Source organism: Micromonospora sp. 050-3 (genome assembly GCF_046549335.1).
In the GTDB taxonomy this organism is placed as follows: domain Bacteria; phylum Actinomycetota; class Actinomycetes; order Mycobacteriales; family Micromonosporaceae; genus Micromonospora; species Micromonospora trifolii.
This window is the reverse complement of sequence record NZ_JAJPVX010000003.1, coordinates 580438-601165: the sequence shown is the minus strand read 5'-3', so window position 1 is coordinate 601165 and position 20728 is coordinate 580438. Positions and strand designations below refer to the sequence as shown.

Genomic DNA, 20728 nt, shown 5'->3' with positions numbered 1-20728 from the left:
GCCCGCCCCCCGCCCGCCCGGCGGGGTCGATCATGGAGTCGTGGTGCCTCACGTATGCCGCGAAGTGCGCTCGAACGCCCACCACAAGTCCATGATCGACCGGGCGAGGGGGTCCTAGCTTGCGGCGGGGAGGAGGGCGTCCACCTCGGCGCGGGTCGGTGGGTCGGCGCCTCGGCGGCCGCAGGTCAGCGCGGCCACAGTGGCGGCCTGCCGGAGCACCTCCGCCCACTGCTGCGGGGTCACCGCGGCGAGCCGGTCGGCCGGTCGGTCACCGAGCGCGTCGAGGTCGGCCAGCGCGGCCAACAGGCCACCGGTGAACGAGTCGCCGGCACCGACGGTGTCGACAACTGTGGTGCGGACCGCCGGCTCCTCGTGCAGCGAGCCGTCCGGCGCGAGCAGCCAGGCGCCGTCCCCGCCCCGGGTCACCACGGCGCAGGACACGCCGGCCGTACTCCATTCGGTCATCACGTCGGCCACCGAACGGTCCGGGTAGAGCCAGGCCAGGTCCTCGTCGCTGGCCTTGACCAGGTGCGCGAGGCGAATCTGCCGGCGTACCCTCTCCTGCTCCGCCGCCCGGTCGGTGACGATGCTCGGCCGCAGGTTGAGGTCGATGGAAACGGTGAGCCCGTCGCGCTGGCGTTCCCGGGCGAGCAGGCCCTCCAGCGCGTCCGCGCCGGGTGCCAACGCGAGCGCGAGGGAACCGGTGTGCAGCGCGATCGCCGGTGACCCGGCCAGCTCGGGCAACTCCTGGGGCGTCCACTGCCAGTCGGCCGCGCCGGCCAGCCGGAACTCGTAGCTGGCCTGCCCGGCGGCGTTCAGGGTGGCCACCGCCACCGACGTGGGCTCCTCGGCGCGTACCGCCCACTCCAGGTCCACCCCGTTGGTGCTCAAATGCTCGACGAGTTGCCGACCGTACTCGTCGCCCGCGAGCCGGGCCAGCAGCCGTACCGGCTGGTCGAGCCGGGCCAGGGTGACCGCGACGTTCGCCGGGGAGCCACCCGGGACGGCCCGCTGCCCCTCGGCGGTGACGACCAGGTCGATCAAAGCCTCACCCGCGACGACGATCACGCGGTCACCTCCCCCGGAGCGAGCGGGCCGGGGCCGCCGAGCCCGTCGGCCGCGCGGGACAGCAGTACCGCCTGGTAGGCGTGGTAGACGTCTGGTCGGCCGTGCCAGACCGTGTCGGCGGGCAGGTTCTGCGCGTCCAACTCGTGCCGCCATCCGGTCTGGTCGATGAGGCTGCGACGGGCGTACGCCCAGAAGACCCGGTACCAGTCGAGGTAGACCGCGTCCCCGGTGCGGCGGTGCAGGGTGATCGCCGCGCCGATGGCCTCGGCGAGAACCCAGTGCATCCGGGAGCGCACCACCGGGCGGTCGTCCCAGTCGATCGTGTAGACGAAGCCGTCGGCGCCGTCGACCGCCCAGCCGCGGCGCACGGCGGCGGCGAACAGAGCGCGGGCGTCGGCGAGCAGCCAGCGGGGTGGCTGCGGCAGCACCGCCTCCAACTCGAGCAGCAGCCGGGCCCACTCCAGCCAGTGCCCGATCGTGGAGCCGTACGGCCGGAACGGGTCGGCGGGCTGGTCCCGGTTGTAGTCGGGCAGCGGCGACCAGTCGGTGGTGAAGTGCTCGGGCAGCCGCCAGTCGTGCCGGGCCGCCTCACCGTGCACGAGGTGGGTGGCGATCCGCAGGGCACGGTCGGCCCAGCTCGCGTCGCCGGTCCCGGCGGCAGCGGCGAGGAACGCCTCGACCATGTGCATGCTGCTGTTGGCGCCCCGGTAGTCCTCGGTGATCGTCCAGTCCCGGTTCCACGATTCGCGGACCGCGCCGGCCTCGTCGTCCCAGAACCGGTCCCGCACGATGTCCAGCACGTCGGCGAGCAACCGGTCCGCGCCGGGCCGGCCGGCGCGTGCGGCGCCGGAGGCGGCGAGCAGGACGAACGCGTGGTCGTAGCCGGCCTTGCGGTCGTTGACGGGCACTCCCTGCTGGTCCACCGCGCCGAACCAGCCGCCGTACCGGTCGTCGCGCAGCAGCGTGCTGAGCGCGGCGATCCCGTGGTCGACCAGGGCGGCGGCGTCCGGGTCGCCGTTGCGGTGGGCGAGGGCGGCTACGTGGGTCATTCGGCAGGTGATCCAGGTGTGGATCGGTTCGCCGCGGTCCGGGGTGCGGTCGTCGGTGAGCCACCAGAAGCCGCCCTCGGGCCGGACCGAGCGGCGGGCGGTGTCGAGCAGCGTCCGGGTCTGGTCGACGAGGAACTCGTCCAGATCGGGCAGGTCTGGCGACCCCGCCGGAGTGGGGGTCGTTGCGGCGTCGAATCGGGGCACGTCGGTCATTTCAGCTGGTCACCGTCGGGTAGGAAAGGGACATACGGCCAGGATCGGCGGACGGACCGGGTCCGCGCCGCAAAACCGCCAACGGTACGCCACGAATCGACTGGAAAGGGTCGACACGCGACGGGAGGATTTCGCCCCCATTTGCCCGTTGACATCGTTGTCACCGCTCAACCCTGCTCTGGCAGCCGGCCGACTGTCAATTCCGGCTGCGTCACACCGCCCCGGGACAGCGCCGATCAGTAGTAGTCGTCGATCGGCTGCCGTGCCTCATCGAACAGCGCCGGCCCCTCGTAGCGGACCGGGGGCAGCGGCGGGGTGGCCGGCTTGACCTCCTCGAACTGCTCGGTGGACAGCGCGTACACCACCCGCCCGAGGCCGGATCGGTCGATCGCCGTCGCGCACATCGCGCACGGCTGGCAACTGGTGAACATGGTGGTGCCGGCGGCCACCTCGGGGGAGAGTTCCCGAGCCGCCCAGCGGGCCAGCTTCAACTCCGGATGGGCGCTGATGTCCGCGTCGGAGACCACGGTGTTGTGGTCCTCGATCAGGACGACGCCGGCCGCGTCGACAAGCAACGAGCCGAACGGGCGTTCGCCGGAAGCCCCCGCCCGCCTGGCGATTTCCACGGCGTGGCGGAGAAACTTCTCGTCGTCGGGGGTCATCGGTCCTCCTGGGTTGCGTGATGTGCGGCCACGGCGGCAAGGGTCCGCCAGGCGCGTTCGGGCTGGCGGATCTCGGTCAGGTCGCCGTTGAACGGGTCCAGCACCACCGTCTCCGTGCCGAGCGCACGAAGCTGGTCGAGGTCGGCGACGATCTGATCGATGGTGCCGACACCGGCGAGCCGGTCCGGGTCGGTGATCGGTTCTCGGGTCTCCTGGAGCGCGATCCGCGGCACCAACGCGGGCACCGGGCGACCCATCTCGTCGGCGATGGCCGTCAACCGTCCGACCGCCTCGGCCAGCCGTCCCGGCGTGACGCGCAGCGGGTGCCAGGCGTCACCGAGCAGTACCGCACGGCGCATGCCGGCTACGCTGTTGCCACCGACCCAGATCGGGATCGCGTCCGTGTCGTAGTCCTCGGTGTCCTGCCAGGCCGCACGCATGGTCCGCAGGTACTCGTCGGTCAGCGCGCCGCGCTGCCGGAACGGCACCCCGAGCGCCTCGAACTCCTGCCGGGCCCAGCCGACGCCGACACCGAGGACGAGCCGGCCGCCGCTGAGCCGGTTGAGGTTCGCCGCCATCCGGGCGGTGAGCAGCGGGTGTCGGTACGGCACGATGAGAACCGTGGTACCCAGCCGGACCCGGCTGGTCACCCCGGCCAGCCAGGACAGCGTGGTGAACGGCTCGTAGAACGGCGCCGGATACTGCTCGGCCACGTCCGGGGTCACCGCGATGTGATCGGAGACCATCAACAGGTCGAAGCCGAGACCCTCGACTGTCTGCGCCCACCGCCGCAGCACCTCGGGGTCGGTTCCGGGGGCGAAGTTCGGTACGTTCACGCCAATCTGCACCCGTCCACGCTAGTCATTACGGACCCAACGGGGGAACGCCATAATCCCTGCCTACGCTGCCATCTGCCGATGATTCACCGGTAGATTGGCCCGATGGCCGAGAATCTTGACAATCTCGATTGGTCGATCCTTACCGAGTTGCAGGGCGACGGCCGCTTGCCGATCACCGAGCTCAGCCGCCGGGTCAAATTGAGTGCGTCGGCCACCACCGAACGGGTGAGACGGCTGGAGGCGACCGGCGTCATCAGCGGCTACCGCGCCGAGGTCGACCTGGCCAAGGCGGGCTTCGCGGTGCTGGCGGTGGTCAGGCTGAAATACCCCGGCAGTCGGCACGAACCGCTACGCCGACTGCTGGATCGGCGGTTGGAGATCCTGGAGTGCCTGCGCACCACAGGGGACGACTGTTACGTGCTGAAGGTGGCAGCCACGTCGATGGCACACCTCGAACAGATCATCGACGATCTCGCCGGGTTCGGCAGCACGACCACGAACGTGGTCTACAGCGCCACACTGCCCTATCGCGGCCCGCGTCTGACGCCGCTCCGGTCGTGACGGGACGGTGGGGTGGCCCGATGGATCTACCCGAAGGGCTCGACTGGGTACGCGGAACCCCCGCCGGCCGCACCTGGCTTGCCGCACTCCCGACGTGGCTGACCGAGTGCGCCGAGCGGTGGTCGCTGCGGGTCGGTCCGCCCTTCCGGCAGGCGTACGCCTCACTGGCGCTCCCCGCCGACCTGCCCGACGGCACGGCGGTGGTGCTGAAGCTCCAGTACCCCGACGAGGAGAGCCGGCACGAGGCCGACGCGTTGGCCCACTGGGACGGCGACGCGGCGATCCGTCTGCTCGCCCACGATCCCGGGCGACGCGCCCTGCTGCTCGAACGCTGCCAGCCCGGCACTCCCCTGCACGACTTTCCGCTGGACCAGGCGCTGGACGCGGTGATCGGGCTACTCCCCCGGCTCTGGCGGCCAGCCGGCGCGCCCTTCACCCCGCTGGCGCAGGAGGCCGCAGGTTGGATCGACCGGATGCCTCGAGCCTGGGAACGGGCCGGCCGACCGTACGAACGGCGGCTGCTGGACGCGGCGCTCGACCTGCTCACCGGCCTGGCGTCCAGCCAGGGTGAGCAGGTGCTGGTCAACCAGGACCTGCACGCCGGCAACATCCTCGCCGCCGACGCGCACGCCGGCGACCGAGGGCCGTGGCTGGCCATCGACCCGAAACCGCTGACCGGGGAGCGGGAGTTCTCGGTAGTGCCGATGGTGCGCGGCCCGGAGTTGGGCCACTCACCGACCGCCGTACGGCACCGGTTGGACCGACTCAGCACCGAACTGGGGCTGGACCGGGAACGGGTGAGGGGTTGGACGGTCGGGCACACGCTGGCCTGGAGCGTCGCCGACGAATTCGTCTTCTCCGAGAAGATCGATGTGGTCCGTTGGCTGCTCGACGCCACCTGAGCTCGGGCTGACCAGCTCCGCGATCTTGCACTTTCTGTCCCGACCTCAGGTGCATATCCACCCATGTCGACATCAGAATCTGCAAGATCGGCGCAGGGTGGGGGCGGGGGCGGGGCGCGGGGTGGGCAGGGGGGTTTAGGGGGTTTGGCAGGTACGGCACCAGTAGAGGTTGCGGCCGGCCAGCTCGCCTCGACTGACCTCGGTGCCGCAGACGTGGCAGGGCGCTCCCGGGCGGCGGTAGACGTACACCTCGCCACCGTGCCGGTCCACCCGCGCCGGCCGGCCCATCGCCTCCGGCAGGTGCGTGTCGCGGACCGTGTCGATCCGGCCCTGCTCGACCGCGAGCCGCATCAGCCCGACCAGGTCCGCCCAGAGCGCGTCCCAGCCGGTCCTGCTCAACTGTCGGCCGGGCATCGTGGGCGAAAGCCCCGCCCGGAACAGCGCCTCGGTCACGAAGATCAAGCCGGTGCCGGCCACCACCGACTGGTCCAGCAGCAGCGCGGCGAGAGGGGTGGGGCTGCGGGCGATCCGGGCGTACGCCCGCTCCGGGTCGGCGTCGGCACGCAGCGGATCCGGCCCGAGGCGGTCCCGCAGCGCGGCCACCTCGGGTGGGGTGAGCAGTTCACAGGCCGTGGGCCCGCGCAGGTCGAGCCAGTGCCGGTCGCTGGCCAGTCGCAGCCGCACCTGCCCGACCGGATCCGGCGGCTCCCCCGTCCCGTCGGTGAACTTGCCATACAGCCCGAGGTGTACGTGCAGGATCAGCTCGCCGGCGTAATGATGCAGCAGGTGCTTGCCGTACGCCTCGGTGCCTTCCAGCACCGTCCCGGAGAGCCGGGCGGCACCCTCGGCGAAGCGGCCCTGTGGGCTCGCGGCGTGCAGCTTGTCCCCGGCGAACAACTCGGCGTGCCGGGCCGCCAGGCGATGGATCGTGTGTCCCTCTGGCACAGGTGCCAAGGATAGCCAGCCTCGACCGACCAGACCGCACGCCGATCGACTCGGGCCCGCCGCCGCGTTGATCGACTCGGGCCCCGCCGCGTGCTGATCGACTCGGGTTCAAAGAAACCGGGGCGTCCAGGTCGGCGGGACACCCCGACTTCCAGAAAGCCGAGTCGATCAAGGCCGGGCCGCGCCGGGACCAGGGCCGGTCAAGGCCGGTTTCGGCGGCCGTACCCAGGACTGGTGTCAGGAAACGCCCAGGTGGGTATTTGAGGGGCGACACCGCGTGGGTGCCACCCTTTCCGTCGGCCACCACGCATTCATCAGGAGGTGTGTAGTGGTCAGGATTCCTTCGCTGTCCCGCCGGTCCGAGCCGGCACCGACGCGGGACGAGAACCTCGACGGCCGCGTGGACGGCCGCGACAACCCGGTCACCGATACCGGTCAGTCCGACGACAGCGCCGGTCGCCCGGTGGTCACCGACCGGGACGCCGACCAGACGACGTACCGCAGCGCCGGCGCGACCGGCGGCCAGACCAGCGAGGCCGAGCGGCGAGCCAACGAGCGGGCGGCGGTGGCTCGAGCCGCCACCGCGCGACCGGCGGACACCGAGCCCCGGGGCACCGCTCGCCCGGTCGCGCCCGAGCCCGTGAACGGCACGGCCCGCCCCGTCGCGCCCGAGCCCCTGAACGGCACGACCCGCCCGGTCACGCCCGAGCCCCGCACCGGCACCGCCCAGGTGGAGACCGAGTCCCGGCCCGCCGTCGCCCCGACCGTGGCGCGCACCGCCGAGCGGGACGCCGACGTCGACAGCACCACCCGTCAGCCCGACACCACCGAGCGGGTCACCACCGACCGGCCGGTCGACCCGACCCCGGGCATGAGCACGCCCGAGCCGCCGGTGACCCGTGGCCCGAAGCCGCGGGCCAGCCTGCTCGCCACCCTCGGCCTGATCGTGTCGGTCGTCGCCGCGATGTTCGTGCTGACCGGGACCCTGGCCGGGTACGGCATCGGGCTCGGCGCCTTCGGTGCCGTGCTGGCGGTGCTCGGCCTGATGGCCACCCGTCGTCGGCACGTCGCCGGCAAGACCGACGCGCTCTTCGGCGTGCTGATCGGGCTGGCCGCGGTCGTGATCGGGGTGCTCGCGATGACCGGCCAGTTCGACTGGCCGACCACCGACGGCGACTGGGTGTCGCGCTTCCGGGAGTGGCTTGACTCACAGTTTGTGGACCGCTTCTAGCGGGCACTGTTCCGCTCGCCGGTGATGCACCGGCGAGCAGCCGGCGGTTCGCCGGCAGCCCGATCAGTCCGGTGGTTCACCGGCCGGGCGACACCCTTTCAGGGGCGGCGGTTCGCCGCCCCTGAAGTGTTTCCGGGGCCGGCCCGACGACGAGGCCGCCGGTCAGCAAAGGCCGCGCGAGAGGCCTGCGGCAGGTGGCCCGGAACACGAATGCCGGCCCAGGCAGCCTCTGACGCAACGATTCGCAGTCGGAGAGCTCTCAGACGCAACGAATACTCGGTCTGCGCAACTCTCAGTGGTGGATCCTGCCGCTGACGCCGCATACCGTTGAGCAACGGCGCCAGCCCGTGGGCCACGGTGGCCGGGCGCGCCCGACCCCTGGGAGCAGGACAATGACGATGGACGCCACCAGCCAGCGCCTGTTGATGTGCCGGCCGACGTACTTCGCCGTCGATTACGCGATCAACCCCTGGATGGACCCGAGCGCGCCGGTCGACGCCGCGCTGGCCGTCCGGCAGTGGGAGCAGCTGCGCCAGACGTACCTTGACCTGGGCCACACCGTCGAGGAGATTACTCCGGTGCCCGCCCTGCCCGACATGGTCTTCGCCGCCAACGGCGGCACCGTGATCGACGGCAAGGCGATGGCCGTGCAGTTCCGGGACCCGCAGCGCGCCGACGAGGCGCCGGCGTACCGGGCCTGGTTCGAGGCCGCCGGCTTCGAGATGTACGACCCGAAGCACGTCAACGAGGGCGAGGGCGACGTCCTGCTTGCCGGTGACCACCTGCTGGCCGGCACCGGCTTCCGCACGGCACACGCCGCGCACGCCCAGTTGCAGGAGGTCTTCGGCTACCCGGTGATCACCATGCAACTGGTCGACCCGCGCTTCTACCACCTGGACACCGCGTTGACAGTGCTCGACGAGCGGACCGTGGCGTACCTGCCGGAGGCGTTCTCCCCGGGCAGCCAGGCCGTGCTGCGCCGGCTCTTCCCCGACGCGGTGCACGCCACGATGGCCGACGCCGAGGTGCTGGGGTTGAACGCGGTCAGCGACGGGCGGCACGTGGTGCTGCCCGCGCAGGCCACCGACCTGGCCGCCAAGCTGCGCGACCGGGGCTACGAGACCATCGGGGTCGACCTGTCCGAGCTACGTAAGGCCGGCGGCGGACCGAAGTGCTGCACGCTGCGACTCCGTCAGGGAAAGGCAAGCAAGTGATAGTGGATGACAAGCTGCGTACGCCGGGAGCGGTCCGGGACGCCGAGCGCTGGACTGCGCACAACTACCACCCGTTGCCGGTGGTGATCTCGTCCGCCGAGGGCGCCTGGCTCACCGATGTGGACGGCCGCCGCTACCTGGACTGCCTGGCCGGCTACTCCGCGCTGAACTTCGGTCACCGGCACCCGCAGCTGATCGCCGCCGCGCACGCCCAACTGGACCGGCTCACGCTGACCAGCCGGGCGTTCATCCACGACCAGTTCGCCGACTTCTGCCGGGAGCTGGCCGAGCTGTGCGGCAAGGACCTCGTCCTGCCGATGAACACCGGCGCCGAGGCGGTGGAGACCGGGATCAAGGTGGCCCGCAAGTGGGGCTACCAGGTCAAGGGCGTGGCCGCCGGGCAGGCCAACATCGTTGTCGCCGAGGGCAACTTCCACGGGCGTACCACCACCATCGTGAGCTTCTCCACCGACGAGGACGCCCGTGCCGACTTCGGGCCGTACACCCCGGGGTTTACTGTCGTGCCGTACGGCGACCTGGACGCGCTGACCGCCGCGATCGACGAGAACACAGTGGCCGTGCTGCTGGAGCCGATCCAGGGTGAGCAGGGCGTGGTGGTGCCGCCGGAGGGCTACCTGCCGGGCGTACGCCAGGTCTGCACCGAACGCAACGTGCTGTTCATCGCCGACGAGATCCAGTCGGGTCTGGGGCGTACCGGCGCGACCTTCGCCTGTGACCACGAGGGCGTCGTGCCGGACATGTACCTGCTCGGCAAGGCGCTCGGCGGCGGCATCGTGCCGGTCTCCGCGGTGGCCGCGAACGCCGACGTGCTCGGCGTGCTCAAGCCCGGCCAGCACGGCTCCACCTTCGGCGGCAACCCGCTCGCCTGCGCGGTGGCCATCGAGGTGGTCCGGCTGCTGGCGACCGGCGAGTTCCAGCGCCGCTCGGCCGAGCTGGGTGAGCGGCTGCGGGCCGGCCTGGAAGGGCTGGTCGGCAAGGGTCTCGTCGGGGTACGCGTCCGTGGCCTGTGGGCCGGTCTGGACATCGACCCGGCGCTGATGAGCGGTCGGGAGGCGTGCGAGCGGCTGGCCGAGCGTGGAGTGCTCGCCAAGGACACCCACGGCTCCACCATCCGGCTCGCCCCACCGCTGGTGATCACCGAGGAGGAGATCGACCTGGCGGTGACCCAGCTGGCCGAGGTGCTGGCCGGCTGACTCAGGAACCTGGTGAAAGGCGGGCGTCGGGATTCCGGCGCCCGCCTTTCGCGTCAGGGACGGGGTAGGCGCATGGCCATCGTCGGGGCCTCGGCCATCACCGAGGTGGGCGTGAACGGTGCGCCGGTGGGCAACTCCTCGGCCCGACCGATCTGCACCCCCGGGTACAGCTCCACCATGTCGTTCTCGCCCAGCACCCGGGACTGCTGAGGGGCCAGCGGGATCCGGTCCGACTCGGTCATCGAACCGGCCGGGCGGATGCCGGAGCCGTTGGTGCTGACGTCGGTCACGATGACCTCGCCGACCCGCAGCTCGAAGCGCACGTGACCACGGCTGATCCAGCGCCGGGCCTCGTCGTTGAGCCACTGCCCGAGCATGATCCCGCCGTCCTGTTCGGGGGCCCGACCGGCCACGATCGGCTGCTCCTCGCTGAGCACGAACCGCCGTCGGACCAGGCCGCCGACGCGCACCGCGAGCACCTCGGTACGCGGACGCGGGCCGGCGTCACCGAGCCGTACGCCGTGTCGGGGGCAGGTCGGCACGCCGTTGCGCAGCGCGGGCGGCGGCTGCGCGGCGGGGCTGCGGTCGGCACCCCCGGCCAGGTCGGCGAACGCGCCACCCCCACCAGCACCGCCGAACAGCGCGCAGCCCGACTCCGGGCAGCGCCACTGGCGGGCCAGCAGCTTGACGCCGGTCGGCGACCGCTTGCCGGCCACCGGCGAGTGCCCACCACCGACGTGCGCGATGAACACCGGCCCGCCGGCGCCCGGCACCGGCGCGACCACCCGACCGGGCTGCTCGACCAGCCAGGGGAACCGACCGCGCAACCCGTCGAAGCGGACCCGGCTGAGCACCGGCAGACCGAGCAGGTCGGCGACCTCCAACATCCGGTCGCCCGGGTTGTCGAGCACCTCGACGAGCCCGTCGTCGGCCCAGCGGCGGACGACCATCCGCTCGTTGGAGGTGAGGTCGGCGTCGGAGAGCAACGCCCGGTGCACCACCGCGTAGACCTGGACGCTGTCCTCCTCCAGCTCGCGGGAGAGCGCGTCGATGACCATGCCGAGGCGCAGCAGGCTGGCCGGCCGGCCGCCGTCGATATCCTGGTAGCGGATCACCTCGGCCAGGTCGATCACGGCTCGGGCCAGTGACGGGTCGGTGCAGACGCGACCCTCGATGGCGTCCAACACCTTGCTGATCTCAAATCTCATGCCGCGCTCCGGACGATGTCGTCGATCCGCACGGCCAGCTCGATGTCCCGGTGGGTGACCCCACCGGCCGAGTGCGTGACACAGCGGAAGGTCAGGGTCCGCCATCGGATGTCGATGTCGGGATGGTGGTCGAGCTCCTCGGCCACCGTCGCCACCCGGTCCACCACAGCGATGGCCGCCGGGAAACTGCCGAGCTGGGCGGTACGACCGATGCCGGTCGGGTCGCCCGACCAGTCGGGCAACCGGCTCAGCTCTTCTCGCACCGCCTCCGCGGTGAGCAGGTCTGCCATGACCAGACCCTACCGGTGGCGCGTCCGACGAGCCGGACGCGCCACCGACGGAGGAGGGTGCCACTCAGCCCGCTCAGCTCCTGCTGGGCGACCGGTAGGCGGTCACGTACTCCGCGTTGAGAAATTCTGTGAATGATCGCCATGAGGCCATCGGCGCCGGCTCTTCCTCCATGTACAGCACAACGGGAGGATCTGGCAAATCCGCAGATTCTATCCAGTAGACCTGATAACCCTGATGCATGGCGAACACAAGTGCACCGATCGGCAGTTGCATTCCTCCGAGGTTGTCTGCAAAAAATCTATCCGTGGCACCCCGCATGTCAAGAATCCCTGGAAAGAATGCGTCGGTGCCGCGAAGAATGTCACCAGCGCCCCGGCCCATCAGCCGCAGAAACTCCTCGTAGGCCACAGGAAGCTGCTGAACGTTCCATGAATTCCTGAGCTGACCGATCTCATCATCATCCAGACCGGTGACGAGACTTGCATCCACATCCTTGACACGTGCGGCTATTTCGGCAATTGAAAGCATCAGCTTTCTCCGGTGGAAGTATTGACCTTTATGTTCGGGAACATCGATTCGAACTGCCCGATGAGGTTCTCGCAGCTCGTGCAGATAATGCGCTCCGAGTACAGATCCACGCTTCCCTTCGATCCGGGCCTGAGGTTCGCCGCCAGCGTTTCGAAGATGTGTGTCTCCGAGTCAAAGGGCCGAGATCCATAATTGAATTTCCGCGTGGCAGGCATTCCAACCTCACCCGGATTGACATGCTTTCCGCTCGTCGCCTTCATAATATTGTCGGATCCTCCGACCTGCACTCGCGCCACAGCGATGTTCTTGTCCGACTTGACGCCGAGGCCGCCATTCGCATTTGTCCGGTGATCAGCGGCAATCTTGCCGAGATTGCAGTTGTGTACGAGGACCGGGCTGGTGCCGGCGAGCACATAGTACGTGTGGATGTCCTCGACGGTGAGGTTGTAGACCGCGATGCTCTGCGTCCAGTGCCGAGTCCCGACCACTGTCAGGGTCTGGCCGTCCGGCGTTGCCACCTGGTCGCCGACGAGAAGCTGCCCGGCCTCGATCCATCGGCCCTCGTCGGCCACCCAGAACGGGTGTCCGTCGGTCGCCACGATGTCCGCGGTCGACGTCCCGGCGTCACCGTCGACGTCGAGGGTGACGTCCACCAGGTCGCGGTGTCCCTCGCCCCCGATGAGGCTGCGCACCGGCTTGGCCTCGGTCTTGCCGGTCTCCGGGTCGCTCGCCAACACCTCGTCGTCGAGGTCGACGTCCTCGATGGCCTTCGTGCTGCCGTCGGCGAGCAGCACCAGCGTGCCGGCCACGAAGCTGTTGGAGAGACAGTTGGCGGCGGCACCGCCGCGCGAGGCGCGGCTGGCCGTGCCGGCCTTTGCCGCGCTGCCGGCCCGGCCGGCGCCCTTGCCGGCGAACATGTCCACCGCGGCCACGGTCAGATTGCCCGCACACTCGGCACCCGACTTGTCGTCGCCGCAGCCGACGGACTGCTTCACCGAGTCGCAGGCGGCCTTGTCGTTGTTGTAGCCGCAGTCACCGGCCTTGTCGAACTGCTCCCCGGCCGTCTTGGCCTTGCCGCGAAGACTGTCGCAGGCCGCGTCGCTGTCGCCGGAGGAGCAGTCGTCCAACTCGGCGTAGGTGTCCAGCGCGCCCTTCGCGGTGTCCTTCAGGCCACTGGCCACCGTACCGACGTAATCCTTGACGGCGTCCTTCGCCGTGTCGAGCCAGCCGTGACCGTCCAGCTCGACGTTCGAGATCGGGTTGCCGCCGGCGAAGGCGTACCGGTTGCCGGTGTACGGGTCGATCGCCAGCGACAGGTCGTTGAGCGCTCCGTTGTACGAGTCCCGGGTCAGGAACTGGTTGATGCCCGGGTCGTAGTCACGGAAGCCCATGTCGTACTTGCCGGTGGACTGGTCGTAGCGCTTGGACTGGAAGCGGTACGAGTTGTAGGGCACCCGGTCCGGGTTGTCGGGGTTGCTCGCGTCCGGCTTGTCAGCCCCGGTGAACTGGCCACTGTCGTTCTTGCCGTAGGCGGTGTATCCGTACGTCGCCCGCCCGTCGCCCTTGTCGTCGGTGATCTGCTCGATGTCCGAGCCGCCGTCGTACCCGGCGTACGAGTCCTCCTGGCTGTTGTCGGTGTTGGTCTTGACCTGCGACAGCAGCGAACCGCCAGGGCCGCGCTGGTAGGACTTGACCACCTTGGTGCCTTCGAGCTCGGCGGAGATGTCCGAGCTGAGGCCGAGGTACGCGTAGGTGGTGGTCTTGCCGGCGTAGGTCCGCTCGACCTGCCGGTCCAGCGGGTCGTACTTGTAGGTCGTGGTCTTGTTGCCGGGGTTCTTGACGTTCGTGACGACGTGGTCGAAGCCGTCGTACGTGTAGCTCTCCAGCGTGGTGCTGTCGGCGGTCACCGTCTTGAGCCGACCGTACGGGTCGTAGGCGTAGGTCGCGCTCACCACGCCCGTCGTCGCGGACTGCAGCCGGTTCTTCTTGTAGTCGAACGAGGTGGTGAGGCCGCCAACGGTCTGCGTGATGACGTTGCTGTTCGCGTCGTGCACGTAGCTCTCGGTCGTCGCGCCCGACCCGGTCTTGGTCACCGAACGGACCCGGTCCTGCGGGTCGTACGCGTACGTCGTCGTGGTGTCCAGGTAGGACGTCCGGTTGTCCGCGTTCTGCTTGCGGGAGACGTCCTTCGACTTCTGCCCGTTCGCCGCGTACTCGTAGGTGTGCTGGTTGACCAGGGTGCCGCCGGACTTCTTCTCGACCTGGCTCTGCACCGCGCCGTTGAGGAAGTAGCCGTTGGTGACGACGTTCCCGTTGCCCTTGGTCTCGGTGTCGGTCTGCCCCCGCTTGGTGTATGTGTACCGGGTGTACTTCGGCTTCGGGTCGGTCGGCGAGGTCAGGTTCTTGATCTCGGTCGCCAGATCGCGCTGGGGCTCGTAGGTGTACTCGGAGATCTGTGTGTCGTGCGTCCGGCGCTTGAGCAGGCCGTTGGGCTCGTAACCGAAGGTGGTGGTGTTCTTGACGGTGCCGGACTTCTTCTCCTCGACGCTGGCGACCTGGTTAAGGGGGTCGTAGGAGATCGCGTACGTGTCGATGGTGGCGCCGGTGCTGCTGTCCGACATCTTGGTCAGGTTGGCGTTGACGTCGTACTCGTAGCTGAAGTTCTTGCCCGGCGTGCCGGAGCCCGCGCCGTTGTCGGCCTGGGTCTTCTTCTTGCCGTCGGGGTAGTAGGTCCAGAGCTGCTCGCGGGGGGTGCCGCTGGACCCGGTGACGGTACGGGAGGTTTGCGCGCCGACCAGGTCGTACTTGTACGCCGTCTTGATGTTCCAGCCGGCGTCCTCGGAGGTACGCACCCACCCGGTGTCGAAGAAGGTCTGGACCGTGTCGTTGCGGGTGCTCTCCCCCTTTGACGGCGGTGCCGAGATCCGCTCCGGGTTGCCGACCTTGTCGTAGGTGTAGATGGTGCTCGGCGGGGTCTTGAACTCCGAGTCGTCCCGGTCGTACGGCTGCTGGACCTCGCGGACCCGGTTGAGCTTGTCGTAGAGGGTGACGGTGGTGAAGTCGTCGGGGTCGTCGGTGGTGTCCACGCCCCTCGGGCTGACTTGGGTCGTCCGGTTGCCCACCTCGTCATAGCCGCTTCGGGTGGTGCGGTAGGTGATCGTGCCGTTGACCGAGACGTAGGGCGCCTTCTGCGCGATCACCGCGGAACGCTCGTCGTAGTCGATCAGGGTCTTGTTGCCGTCCTGATCGGTCGACGACGTCGTGTTGCCGTCCCTGTCGTACGTGACCGAGGTGGTGTAGCCCTTCGCGTCCACCGTGCTGATCACCCGGTGGTTGGCGTCGTAGTTGTACTTGGCCGTGTAGTCGGTCGAGTCGGACGTGGCCATCTTCCGCTGGTCGACCACGTTGATGACGTTGCCGACCAGGTCGTAGTCGACGTGCAGCCGGCCGTTCGCGGCGTCGGTGACGTCGGTCGCCTGGTTCAGCTCGTCGTAGACGTAGACGGTGGCGAAGTCGTTCGGGTCCGTCGTGGTCAGCATTCCCCGCGGTTCGGTGACCTTCGTGAGGTTGCCGACCGGGTCGTACTCGTACTTGGTCGTCGGCGCGTCGGAGGTGGAGGTGTCCTTGGCGGTCACGACAGTGGCGGTCCGGTCGAGCGGGTCGTACGTCGCGGTGGTCACCGCGCCCGTGGCGGTGGTCTGCTGGGTGACGTTGTCGTTCTTGTCGTAGACCGGCGACGGGGTGGTGGCGTACACGCCCGCAGCGCTGTCGACCGGCACCTTGGTGGTGGTCGGCCGGCCGAGGATGTCGTAGCCGTACGTCGACGTGTGCTGGTTCGCGTCGGTCACAGTGGTGACGGAACCGATCGCGGAGTACGTGTAGCTGGTGTCGTTCAGCAGCGCGTCGGTGATCGTCTTCGGGTATCCGTTGGCGTCGAAGCTCGCGTACTTGGTGACACCGTCGTTCGCATCGGTCGCGGTCAACATCCGCCCGTACGAGTCGTACGAGTACAGCGTGGTGTAGTCACCCTCGGCCGCGGTCGCGGTGCCCTTGGGGTCGGTGACCGAGGTGACGTTGCCGACCCCGTCGTAGCCGAACTGCCAGTGCCGGCCCTCGGCCGAGTACTTGTCGGTGAGTTCGGCGGTGTGCCCGCTCAGGCCGAACCGGTAGTCCAGCCGGATGCCAGGGGTGTTGTTCTTGACCGCCTCCGCGTCCCTGACCTCGAGGGGCAGGCCGGTGAACTGGTCGTAGCGCCAGGTCGAGACCGCGTTCTTGGCGTCCTCGAGCCGGACCACGTTGTTGTCAGCGTCCCAGCCCAGCAGAGTCACCTGGGCCTTGGCGTTGGAGATCCGGGTACTGCGGCCGTACCCGTCGATCGTCGTCTCGGTCGCCCTGCCCTTGGGGTCGGTCACGGTGGTGACCACGCCCGCACTCGTCTCACCGTCCGGGTCCTGGTACTCGAACAGCGTCGACCTGTTCATCCGGTCGATCATCGAGTTGACCTTGCCCTGCTGGAACGCGTCGCCGGGGTCGTTGTAGGCGACCTTCGTGTTCGAGTTGCGCGGGTCGGTGACCTTGGTCAGTCGGGCGTTCTGCGCGCCCTGTGACTCGTCGTAGGCGTACCCGAATGTCTTGGCTTCTCCCGTGCCAGCGCCGTCGGTGACCTCTCGCAGCAGACCGGTGTCGCTGTAGACGAACGACATCGTCCGACCGCTCACGTCGGTGATCGTCTTCAGCTGGCCAATGATCCGCGAGTTCTGGAGGTTGGTCAGGGTCTGCCGGACACCGCCGACGAAGGCGGTGTAGCCGTCGCCCGGCTCGTAGTACTCCAGCGTCAATGTCTGCCGGTTGTCCGGATCGGTCAGGTAGCGCAGCACCGCGGTGTTGCGGTAGCCGACCTGCTTACGCTCGTACGTGAAGCGCAACTGGTTGCCGTTACGGTCCCGAACGGCCATCTGGTAGCCCTGCTCGTCGAAGACGAACTGGCTGCGGTCCGGGCGGGTCATCGTCCAGGCCTCGGCGGTGTCACCGCTGCCGGTGCGTTGCAGGAAGAGGTGGACGCCCGACGGCTGGATGTACCGCCAGTCGGCAGGATTGCCGCTGCCGTGCTTGTCGAGGTTGAACAGGTGGGTGGTGCCGTCGCCATCGGTCATCGCGACCTGTTGCGGCCACGTCGCGTCGCCACCCCGGAACTCGAGCGGCGAGCCGAGCCGGACCGCGCTGGAGGTGGACAACGACCAGCCGAGGCCAGCCGACGAGGTGGAGGTGTCCTGGCTGTTGTAGGTCATTCGGACGAACGTGGTGACGCCGCGGCTCGGGTTGTTGATCGGGTTGTAGCCGACCAGCGCGTTACCGGAGAACTGGTTGACCAGAAGGGTGGCGCCAGCTCCCGTGCCACCGCCCGCGTACTGGTAGAACTTCTCCAGCCCGAGCTGGTCGGAGGTGGGGTCCTCCACCGCGACCGACTGGTCCAGCGGATCGATCTGGGCGACCTCCGACAGCCACTTCCCGCTGTTCTTGTTACGCAGTTCCCACTTCAGCACGTACGGTTCGCGGCGGTCACCGTCACTGCCGGAGTTCGGAGCCTTGACCGTGGCGTTGATGGTGACGACACCACCGGGTGCCTGCGCCGACGGCAGGGGCGTCTCGATCGGGTTGCCCGCGTTGGGGGCGTCCGGCCCGTCCTGAAGCGCCCAGTGGTACGACAGCACCCAGTCCGACGGCGACCACACCGACGACGTGGTGTTGGTGACGGTGACCGGCACCAGATACTGGTCGCCCGGAATCATCCGGCTCGGCGTGTTCGGCGCGTGATAGGTGCTGGCGCTGTTCGGCGCGGTGTAGATGACCCGCAGCCGGGGGCGCAGCGACGGCTCGGCCGCCTCGGCGGAGAGGAAGAGCGACCGCTGTTCCGCGCCGGCCTCGTCGGCCAGCCGGATCTGCACACCCTTGTTGCTGCTCGGATTGTCCACCCAGCGCTGCACCAGCGGCCCGGCCTCCCAGTTGGTCCAGCCCGGGTCACCGTTGACCGAGCCGACCGACGACTGCACAGTCGACTCGGCGTCGCCGCCGGGCGTGGACCAGGCGATCCCGGTCTGGGCGCTCTTCCACGTCGAGGTGGTCTCGCTGAAGTCACGGGTCAGCCCGCGCAGCTGGAACTGCTGTTGGCCGACGCCCGTCCCGTCGGCGTACCAGCCCCACAGGCCGACCTGCGCGTTGACGACCTTTGCCTGGGCGGGCAGCCCGGTGACGTTGGGGAACTTCATCACCACCCGGCTGGTGCCGTAGATCGGGCCCTTGTTGCCGACCTGGAGTTCGCCGCCGGCATCCAGCTTGTCCCAGTTGCTGTCTGGTTTGAGGCTGGTCAGCGTGTTGTCGTCCGCGCCGGTGAAGAACCTGATCACCTGGCCGGCCTTGGGCAGCCGCACCATCTGGGTCTGCGCCGGGATGACGGTTCCGTCGCGCAACCGCACGGCGACCATGTAGAAGTAGGCGTCGCCGAACTGGCTCGCCGAGTTCGCCGGCGTGGGCGTGGCGTGGGTGTCCGAGTACGTGGTGCGGCCCGGTCGGATCGGGGCGACCAGGGTGGACGCGTTCGGCATGAAGTTCTGCGTCTTGCTGGAGTGCACCTGGTACTCGACCAGGTCGTCATCGGGCGACGACGAGGGGTCGGTGTAGGACGACCAGGACAGGTCCGCGCCGGTGGCCCGGACGGTGGTCACCGCGTTCAGCGCGACTCCGGGCTTGCCCCAGGTGAGCAGCAGCTTCGGGCCGTGGTCGTCCTCGCCACCGTAGGAGAAGTCGCCGGACTCGTACCGCGGGCCGCCGTTCTTGTTCGACTCGTCCTTGCCCTTGACCATGAAGCCGTAGTTGCTTGCGGGGTTGTCCAGCCAGCCCTGCACCGTCGAGCGGACGCTGTAGCTGTGCCAGGCGTTGGTCTGGTGCAGCGGCTTGGTCACCTCGGCCCGCTTGACCAGCCGGACCGCGTCGGCCACGACCTTCTTGTTGGCCACGTCGCCGAGCACCACCTTGTGCGTGGTGCCCGCCTTGAACCCGTAGGTGCCGATCGACACCCAGTTCTGATTGCCGGAACCGGTGGTCTGGTTGACCGTCTTGACCACCGAGCCGCCGTCGTAGAAAACGGTGTAGGGCGCGTTCGTGGCACGGTCGGATCCCGGCACGTAGTGCACGTACACCTCGTACTGACCATCCTCGGTCAGCCGTGGCACCCAGGTGAACGTCTGCCCGGTGGACGCGTCGGCGTTGTACCGGTACGCGCCGTTGTTCGCCTGACTGCGGTCGGTGGCCGTGGCGCCGACCCACTCACCACTGGCCGACACCTTGGCGCCGTCCGCCTCGTCCACCTGCTCGCGGTTCTCCCCGACCTCGGCGAACTTGGTGTTCATGGTGCCCCACGTCGCGGTGGTCTCGTTCCACGCCGCGGTCACCCGACGCGCCTCGAACGCCATCGACGCCTCGTCGGCGCCCCCGTGGACCTGATCGAAGTACATCTGCAGCTGCGCCGAGTCCAGCACTGTGTTGGCCGGCACCTTCGACAGGTCGAACTTGGTCAGGGCGCGGAACGTACCCCCCGTGGAGGCGCCGGCGGACAGCTTCCAGGTGCTGTCGAAGTTCTCCGTCGGACCACCGGACGCGATCATCACGTCCTGGGCCTGACTCAACGTCGGCTGCACCTTGATCGTCGGGTCGATCACCACTGGGTACTTGCGGGCCGGGTCGCGCAGCCACGCGTCATCCGCCGCGACCGTCACCACCGTGCGGCCACCCTGCTGGCTGACCCGTTGGCTGACCTTGTAGCTCATCGCCTTGCCGACCACCGAGGTCGCGTCGTCGGCGCTGTCGTACATGTACGGCCGAGGCATCGTGAACAACGCCGGACCCTGCCGGTCCGTTGCGAAGAACGACAGCGAGCCGTCCGCCTCCGGCACCACCCGAACCGAATCCGTGTCCAGCGTGAACGTGTACGTCGCCGGCCCGCTCGGCGCGGCGGCCAGCACGATCTGCTCCTTGACCGCCGACGGTGTCACCTCGTAGACCAGGTCGGCGCCGCCGACCGCGCCCGGGTAGGTGACCCGGGTGCCCTTCGCGGTCGGGCGCAGGGCCCGCGCGCTGCCGGCGAGCCCGAGGGTCAACCCGTAACCCCCCATCGAGTACGAGAGCACCCGGTCGCTGCGGTCGCCGAACCTGCCCACGAACGTGTTCCGGGTGGCGGCATACGGATAACCCGCCCGGTCACCGGCGGACACTGTCGATTGGATGTCCTGCCAGCGACCCTTGCCGTCGCGGTAGTGGACCGGCTCACGACTGGCTTCCGCCTGCATCCGACCGTCGGCCAACAGGTAGACCTTGGTGCTCGCGGTGCGGCGGTCGACCAGTTCCCGAACCCGGCGCGCCGGCGGTATCGCCTCGGCAGTCACCGGCCGGGCCACCGAGGGCAGGACCTTCGCCGGACCCGGCGGGGTCGGCGGCACCTCGCGGCCAAGCGGCGTTGGCGGACGCAACACAGTCCCCGGCCGGGGTGCCGGTTTGGGGTCAGCCGCCGGGCGCCCGTACGCGGGACTGCCCGAAACCACCAGCAGGACACCGACCAGTACCGCAATTAGGCGGCGTCCATTACCGACAATGCTCATGTGATTTCCTTCACGCGATGCCGACGACGAAAGACACGATTTGCCCCCGGCACAGCTCGCGCCGGTGGAACTGCCGCGAAGGAAAAATCGGCGCGCGGAAACAGCGCCGGACACCGCGACGAGGCTCAGAGAATGAGTCGGATCAGCGCCCC

General features: G+C 69.2%; 14 protein-coding genes. 5 read left to right on the top strand and 9 right to left on the bottom strand.

From position 1 onward, the window contains the following. Nucleotides 1–114 precede the first annotated feature (114 nt). From ACLJOK_RS30845 to ACLJOK_RS30830, 4 genes are all read right to left on the bottom strand, one after another. On the bottom strand, nucleotides 115–1068 hold the full coding sequence (locus ACLJOK_RS30845; protein ID WP_410822011.1) for a carbohydrate kinase family protein: 954 nt from the start codon (nucleotides 1066–1068) through the stop codon (nucleotides 115–117). Further along, on the bottom strand, nucleotides 1065–2330 hold the full coding sequence (locus tag ACLJOK_RS30840; protein WP_410822010.1) for an AGE family epimerase/isomerase: 1266 nt from the start codon (nucleotides 2328–2330) through the stop codon (nucleotides 1065–1067). The genes ACLJOK_RS30845 and ACLJOK_RS30840 overlap by 4 nt, the downstream gene beginning before the upstream one ends. A gap of 236 nt (nucleotides 2331–2566) precedes the next feature. Further along, nucleotides 2567–2992 carry a nucleoside deaminase gene (locus tag ACLJOK_RS30835; RefSeq protein WP_091405997.1) on the bottom strand — a complete coding sequence of 142 codons (426 nt, stop codon included), beginning with the start codon at nucleotides 2990–2992 and terminating at the stop codon, nucleotides 2567–2569. Next, nucleotides 2989–3840, bottom strand: a complete 852-nt coding sequence (locus tag ACLJOK_RS30830) for an LLM class flavin-dependent oxidoreductase (protein ID WP_410822009.1) — start codon at nucleotides 3838–3840, stop codon at nucleotides 2989–2991. The genes ACLJOK_RS30835 and ACLJOK_RS30830 overlap by 4 nt, the downstream gene beginning before the upstream one ends. Nucleotides 3841–3933: 93 nt before the next feature. Between ACLJOK_RS30830 and ACLJOK_RS30825 the strand changes: the two genes are divergently transcribed. Next, on the top strand, nucleotides 3934–4392 hold the full coding sequence (locus tag ACLJOK_RS30825) for an Lrp/AsnC family transcriptional regulator (RefSeq protein WP_410822008.1): 459 nt from the start codon (nucleotides 3934–3936) through the stop codon (nucleotides 4390–4392). Between the two features lie 20 nt (nucleotides 4393–4412). After that, on the top strand, nucleotides 4413–5294 hold the full coding sequence (locus ACLJOK_RS30820) for an aminoglycoside phosphotransferase family protein (RefSeq protein ID WP_410822007.1): 882 nt from the start codon (nucleotides 4413–4415) through the stop codon (nucleotides 5292–5294). A gap of 135 nt (nucleotides 5295–5429) precedes the next feature. On the opposite strand, the gene ACLJOK_RS30815 is transcribed toward ACLJOK_RS30820, so the two are convergent. After that, the gene (locus ACLJOK_RS30815) at nucleotides 5430–6239 is read right to left on the bottom strand and encodes an Fpg/Nei family DNA glycosylase (RefSeq protein ID WP_410822006.1); all 810 of its coding nucleotides are present in this window, start codon (nucleotides 6237–6239) and stop codon (nucleotides 5430–5432) included. 328 nt (nucleotides 6240–6567) lie between these two features. On the opposite strand from ACLJOK_RS30815, the gene ACLJOK_RS30810 reads away from it, so the two are divergent. The 3 genes from ACLJOK_RS30810 (at nucleotide 6568) to rocD (ending at nucleotide 9898) form a co-directional block, all read left to right on the top strand. Then, a complete protein-coding gene (locus tag ACLJOK_RS30810; protein WP_410822005.1) occupies nucleotides 6568–7470 on the top strand; it encodes a thrombospondin in 903 nt (300 codons plus the stop codon). 398 nt (nucleotides 7471–7868) lie between these two features. Continuing rightward, on the top strand, nucleotides 7869–8684 hold the full coding sequence (gene ddaH, locus ACLJOK_RS30805; protein WP_410822223.1) for a dimethylargininase: 816 nt from the start codon (nucleotides 7869–7871) through the stop codon (nucleotides 8682–8684). Beyond that, the gene (rocD, locus tag ACLJOK_RS30800) at nucleotides 8684–9898 is read left to right on the top strand and encodes an ornithine--oxo-acid transaminase (protein ID WP_354943239.1); all 1215 of its coding nucleotides are present in this window, start codon (nucleotides 8684–8686) and stop codon (nucleotides 9896–9898) included. The genes ddaH and rocD overlap by 1 nt, the downstream gene beginning before the upstream one ends. A gap of 53 nt (nucleotides 9899–9951) precedes the next feature. Here rocD and ACLJOK_RS30795 read toward each other — a convergent pair whose 3' ends face one another. The 4 genes from ACLJOK_RS30795 to ACLJOK_RS30780 all read right to left on the bottom strand — a co-directional run bounded on the left by ACLJOK_RS30795 (nucleotide 9952) and on the right by ACLJOK_RS30780 (nucleotide 20576). Continuing rightward, nucleotides 9952–11106 (bottom strand): FHA domain-containing protein, encoded by a 1155-nt coding sequence (locus ACLJOK_RS30795; RefSeq protein ID WP_410822004.1) that lies wholly within the window; start codon nucleotides 11104–11106, stop codon nucleotides 9952–9954. Further along, entirely contained in the window at nucleotides 11103–11396 is a 294-nt protein-coding gene (locus ACLJOK_RS30790) for a 4a-hydroxytetrahydrobiopterin dehydratase (RefSeq protein ID WP_410822003.1), read from the bottom strand. Before ACLJOK_RS30790 ends, ACLJOK_RS30795 begins: the two co-directional genes overlap by 4 nt. A gap of 73 nt (nucleotides 11397–11469) precedes the next feature. Further along, on the bottom strand, nucleotides 11470–11925 hold the full coding sequence (locus ACLJOK_RS30785; protein ID WP_410822002.1) for an SMI1/KNR4 family protein: 456 nt from the start codon (nucleotides 11923–11925) through the stop codon (nucleotides 11470–11472). Next, nucleotides 11925–20576 (bottom strand): DNRLRE domain-containing protein, encoded by an 8652-nt coding sequence (locus tag ACLJOK_RS30780; protein ID WP_410822001.1) that lies wholly within the window; start codon nucleotides 20574–20576, stop codon nucleotides 11925–11927. The genes ACLJOK_RS30785 and ACLJOK_RS30780 overlap by 1 nt, the downstream gene beginning before the upstream one ends. Nucleotides 20577–20728 lie beyond the last annotated feature (152 nt).

Coding starts and splice junctions, on each gene's coding strand:
- ACLJOK_RS30840 (WP_410822010.1), bottom strand. CDS start 2,330: ATGACCGACGTGCCCCGATTCGACGCCGCAACGACCCCCACTCCGGCG.
- ACLJOK_RS30835 (WP_091405997.1), bottom strand. CDS start 2,992: ATGACCCCCGACGACGAGAAGTTTCTCCGCCACGCCGTGGAAATCGCC.
- ACLJOK_RS30825 (WP_410822008.1), top strand. CDS start 3,934: ATGGCCGAGAATCTTGACAATCTCGATTGGTCGATCCTTACCGAGTTG.
- ACLJOK_RS30820 (WP_410822007.1), top strand. CDS start 4,413: ATGGATCTACCCGAAGGGCTCGACTGGGTACGCGGAACCCCCGCCGGC.
- ddaH (WP_410822223.1), top strand. CDS start 7,869: ATGGACGCCACCAGCCAGCGCCTGTTGATGTGCCGGCCGACGTACTTC.
- ACLJOK_RS30795 (WP_410822004.1), bottom strand. CDS start 11,106: ATGAGATTTGAGATCAGCAAGGTGTTGGACGCCATCGAGGGTCGCGTC.
- ACLJOK_RS30790 (WP_410822003.1), bottom strand. CDS start 11,396: ATGGCAGACCTGCTCACCGCGGAGGCGGTGCGAGAAGAGCTGAGCCGG.
- ACLJOK_RS30785 (WP_410822002.1), bottom strand. CDS start 11,925: ATGCTTTCAATTGCCGAAATAGCCGCACGTGTCAAGGATGTGGATGCA.
- ACLJOK_RS30780 (WP_410822001.1), bottom strand. CDS start 20,576: ATGAGCATTGTCGGTAATGGACGCCGCCTAATTGCGGTACTGGTCGGT.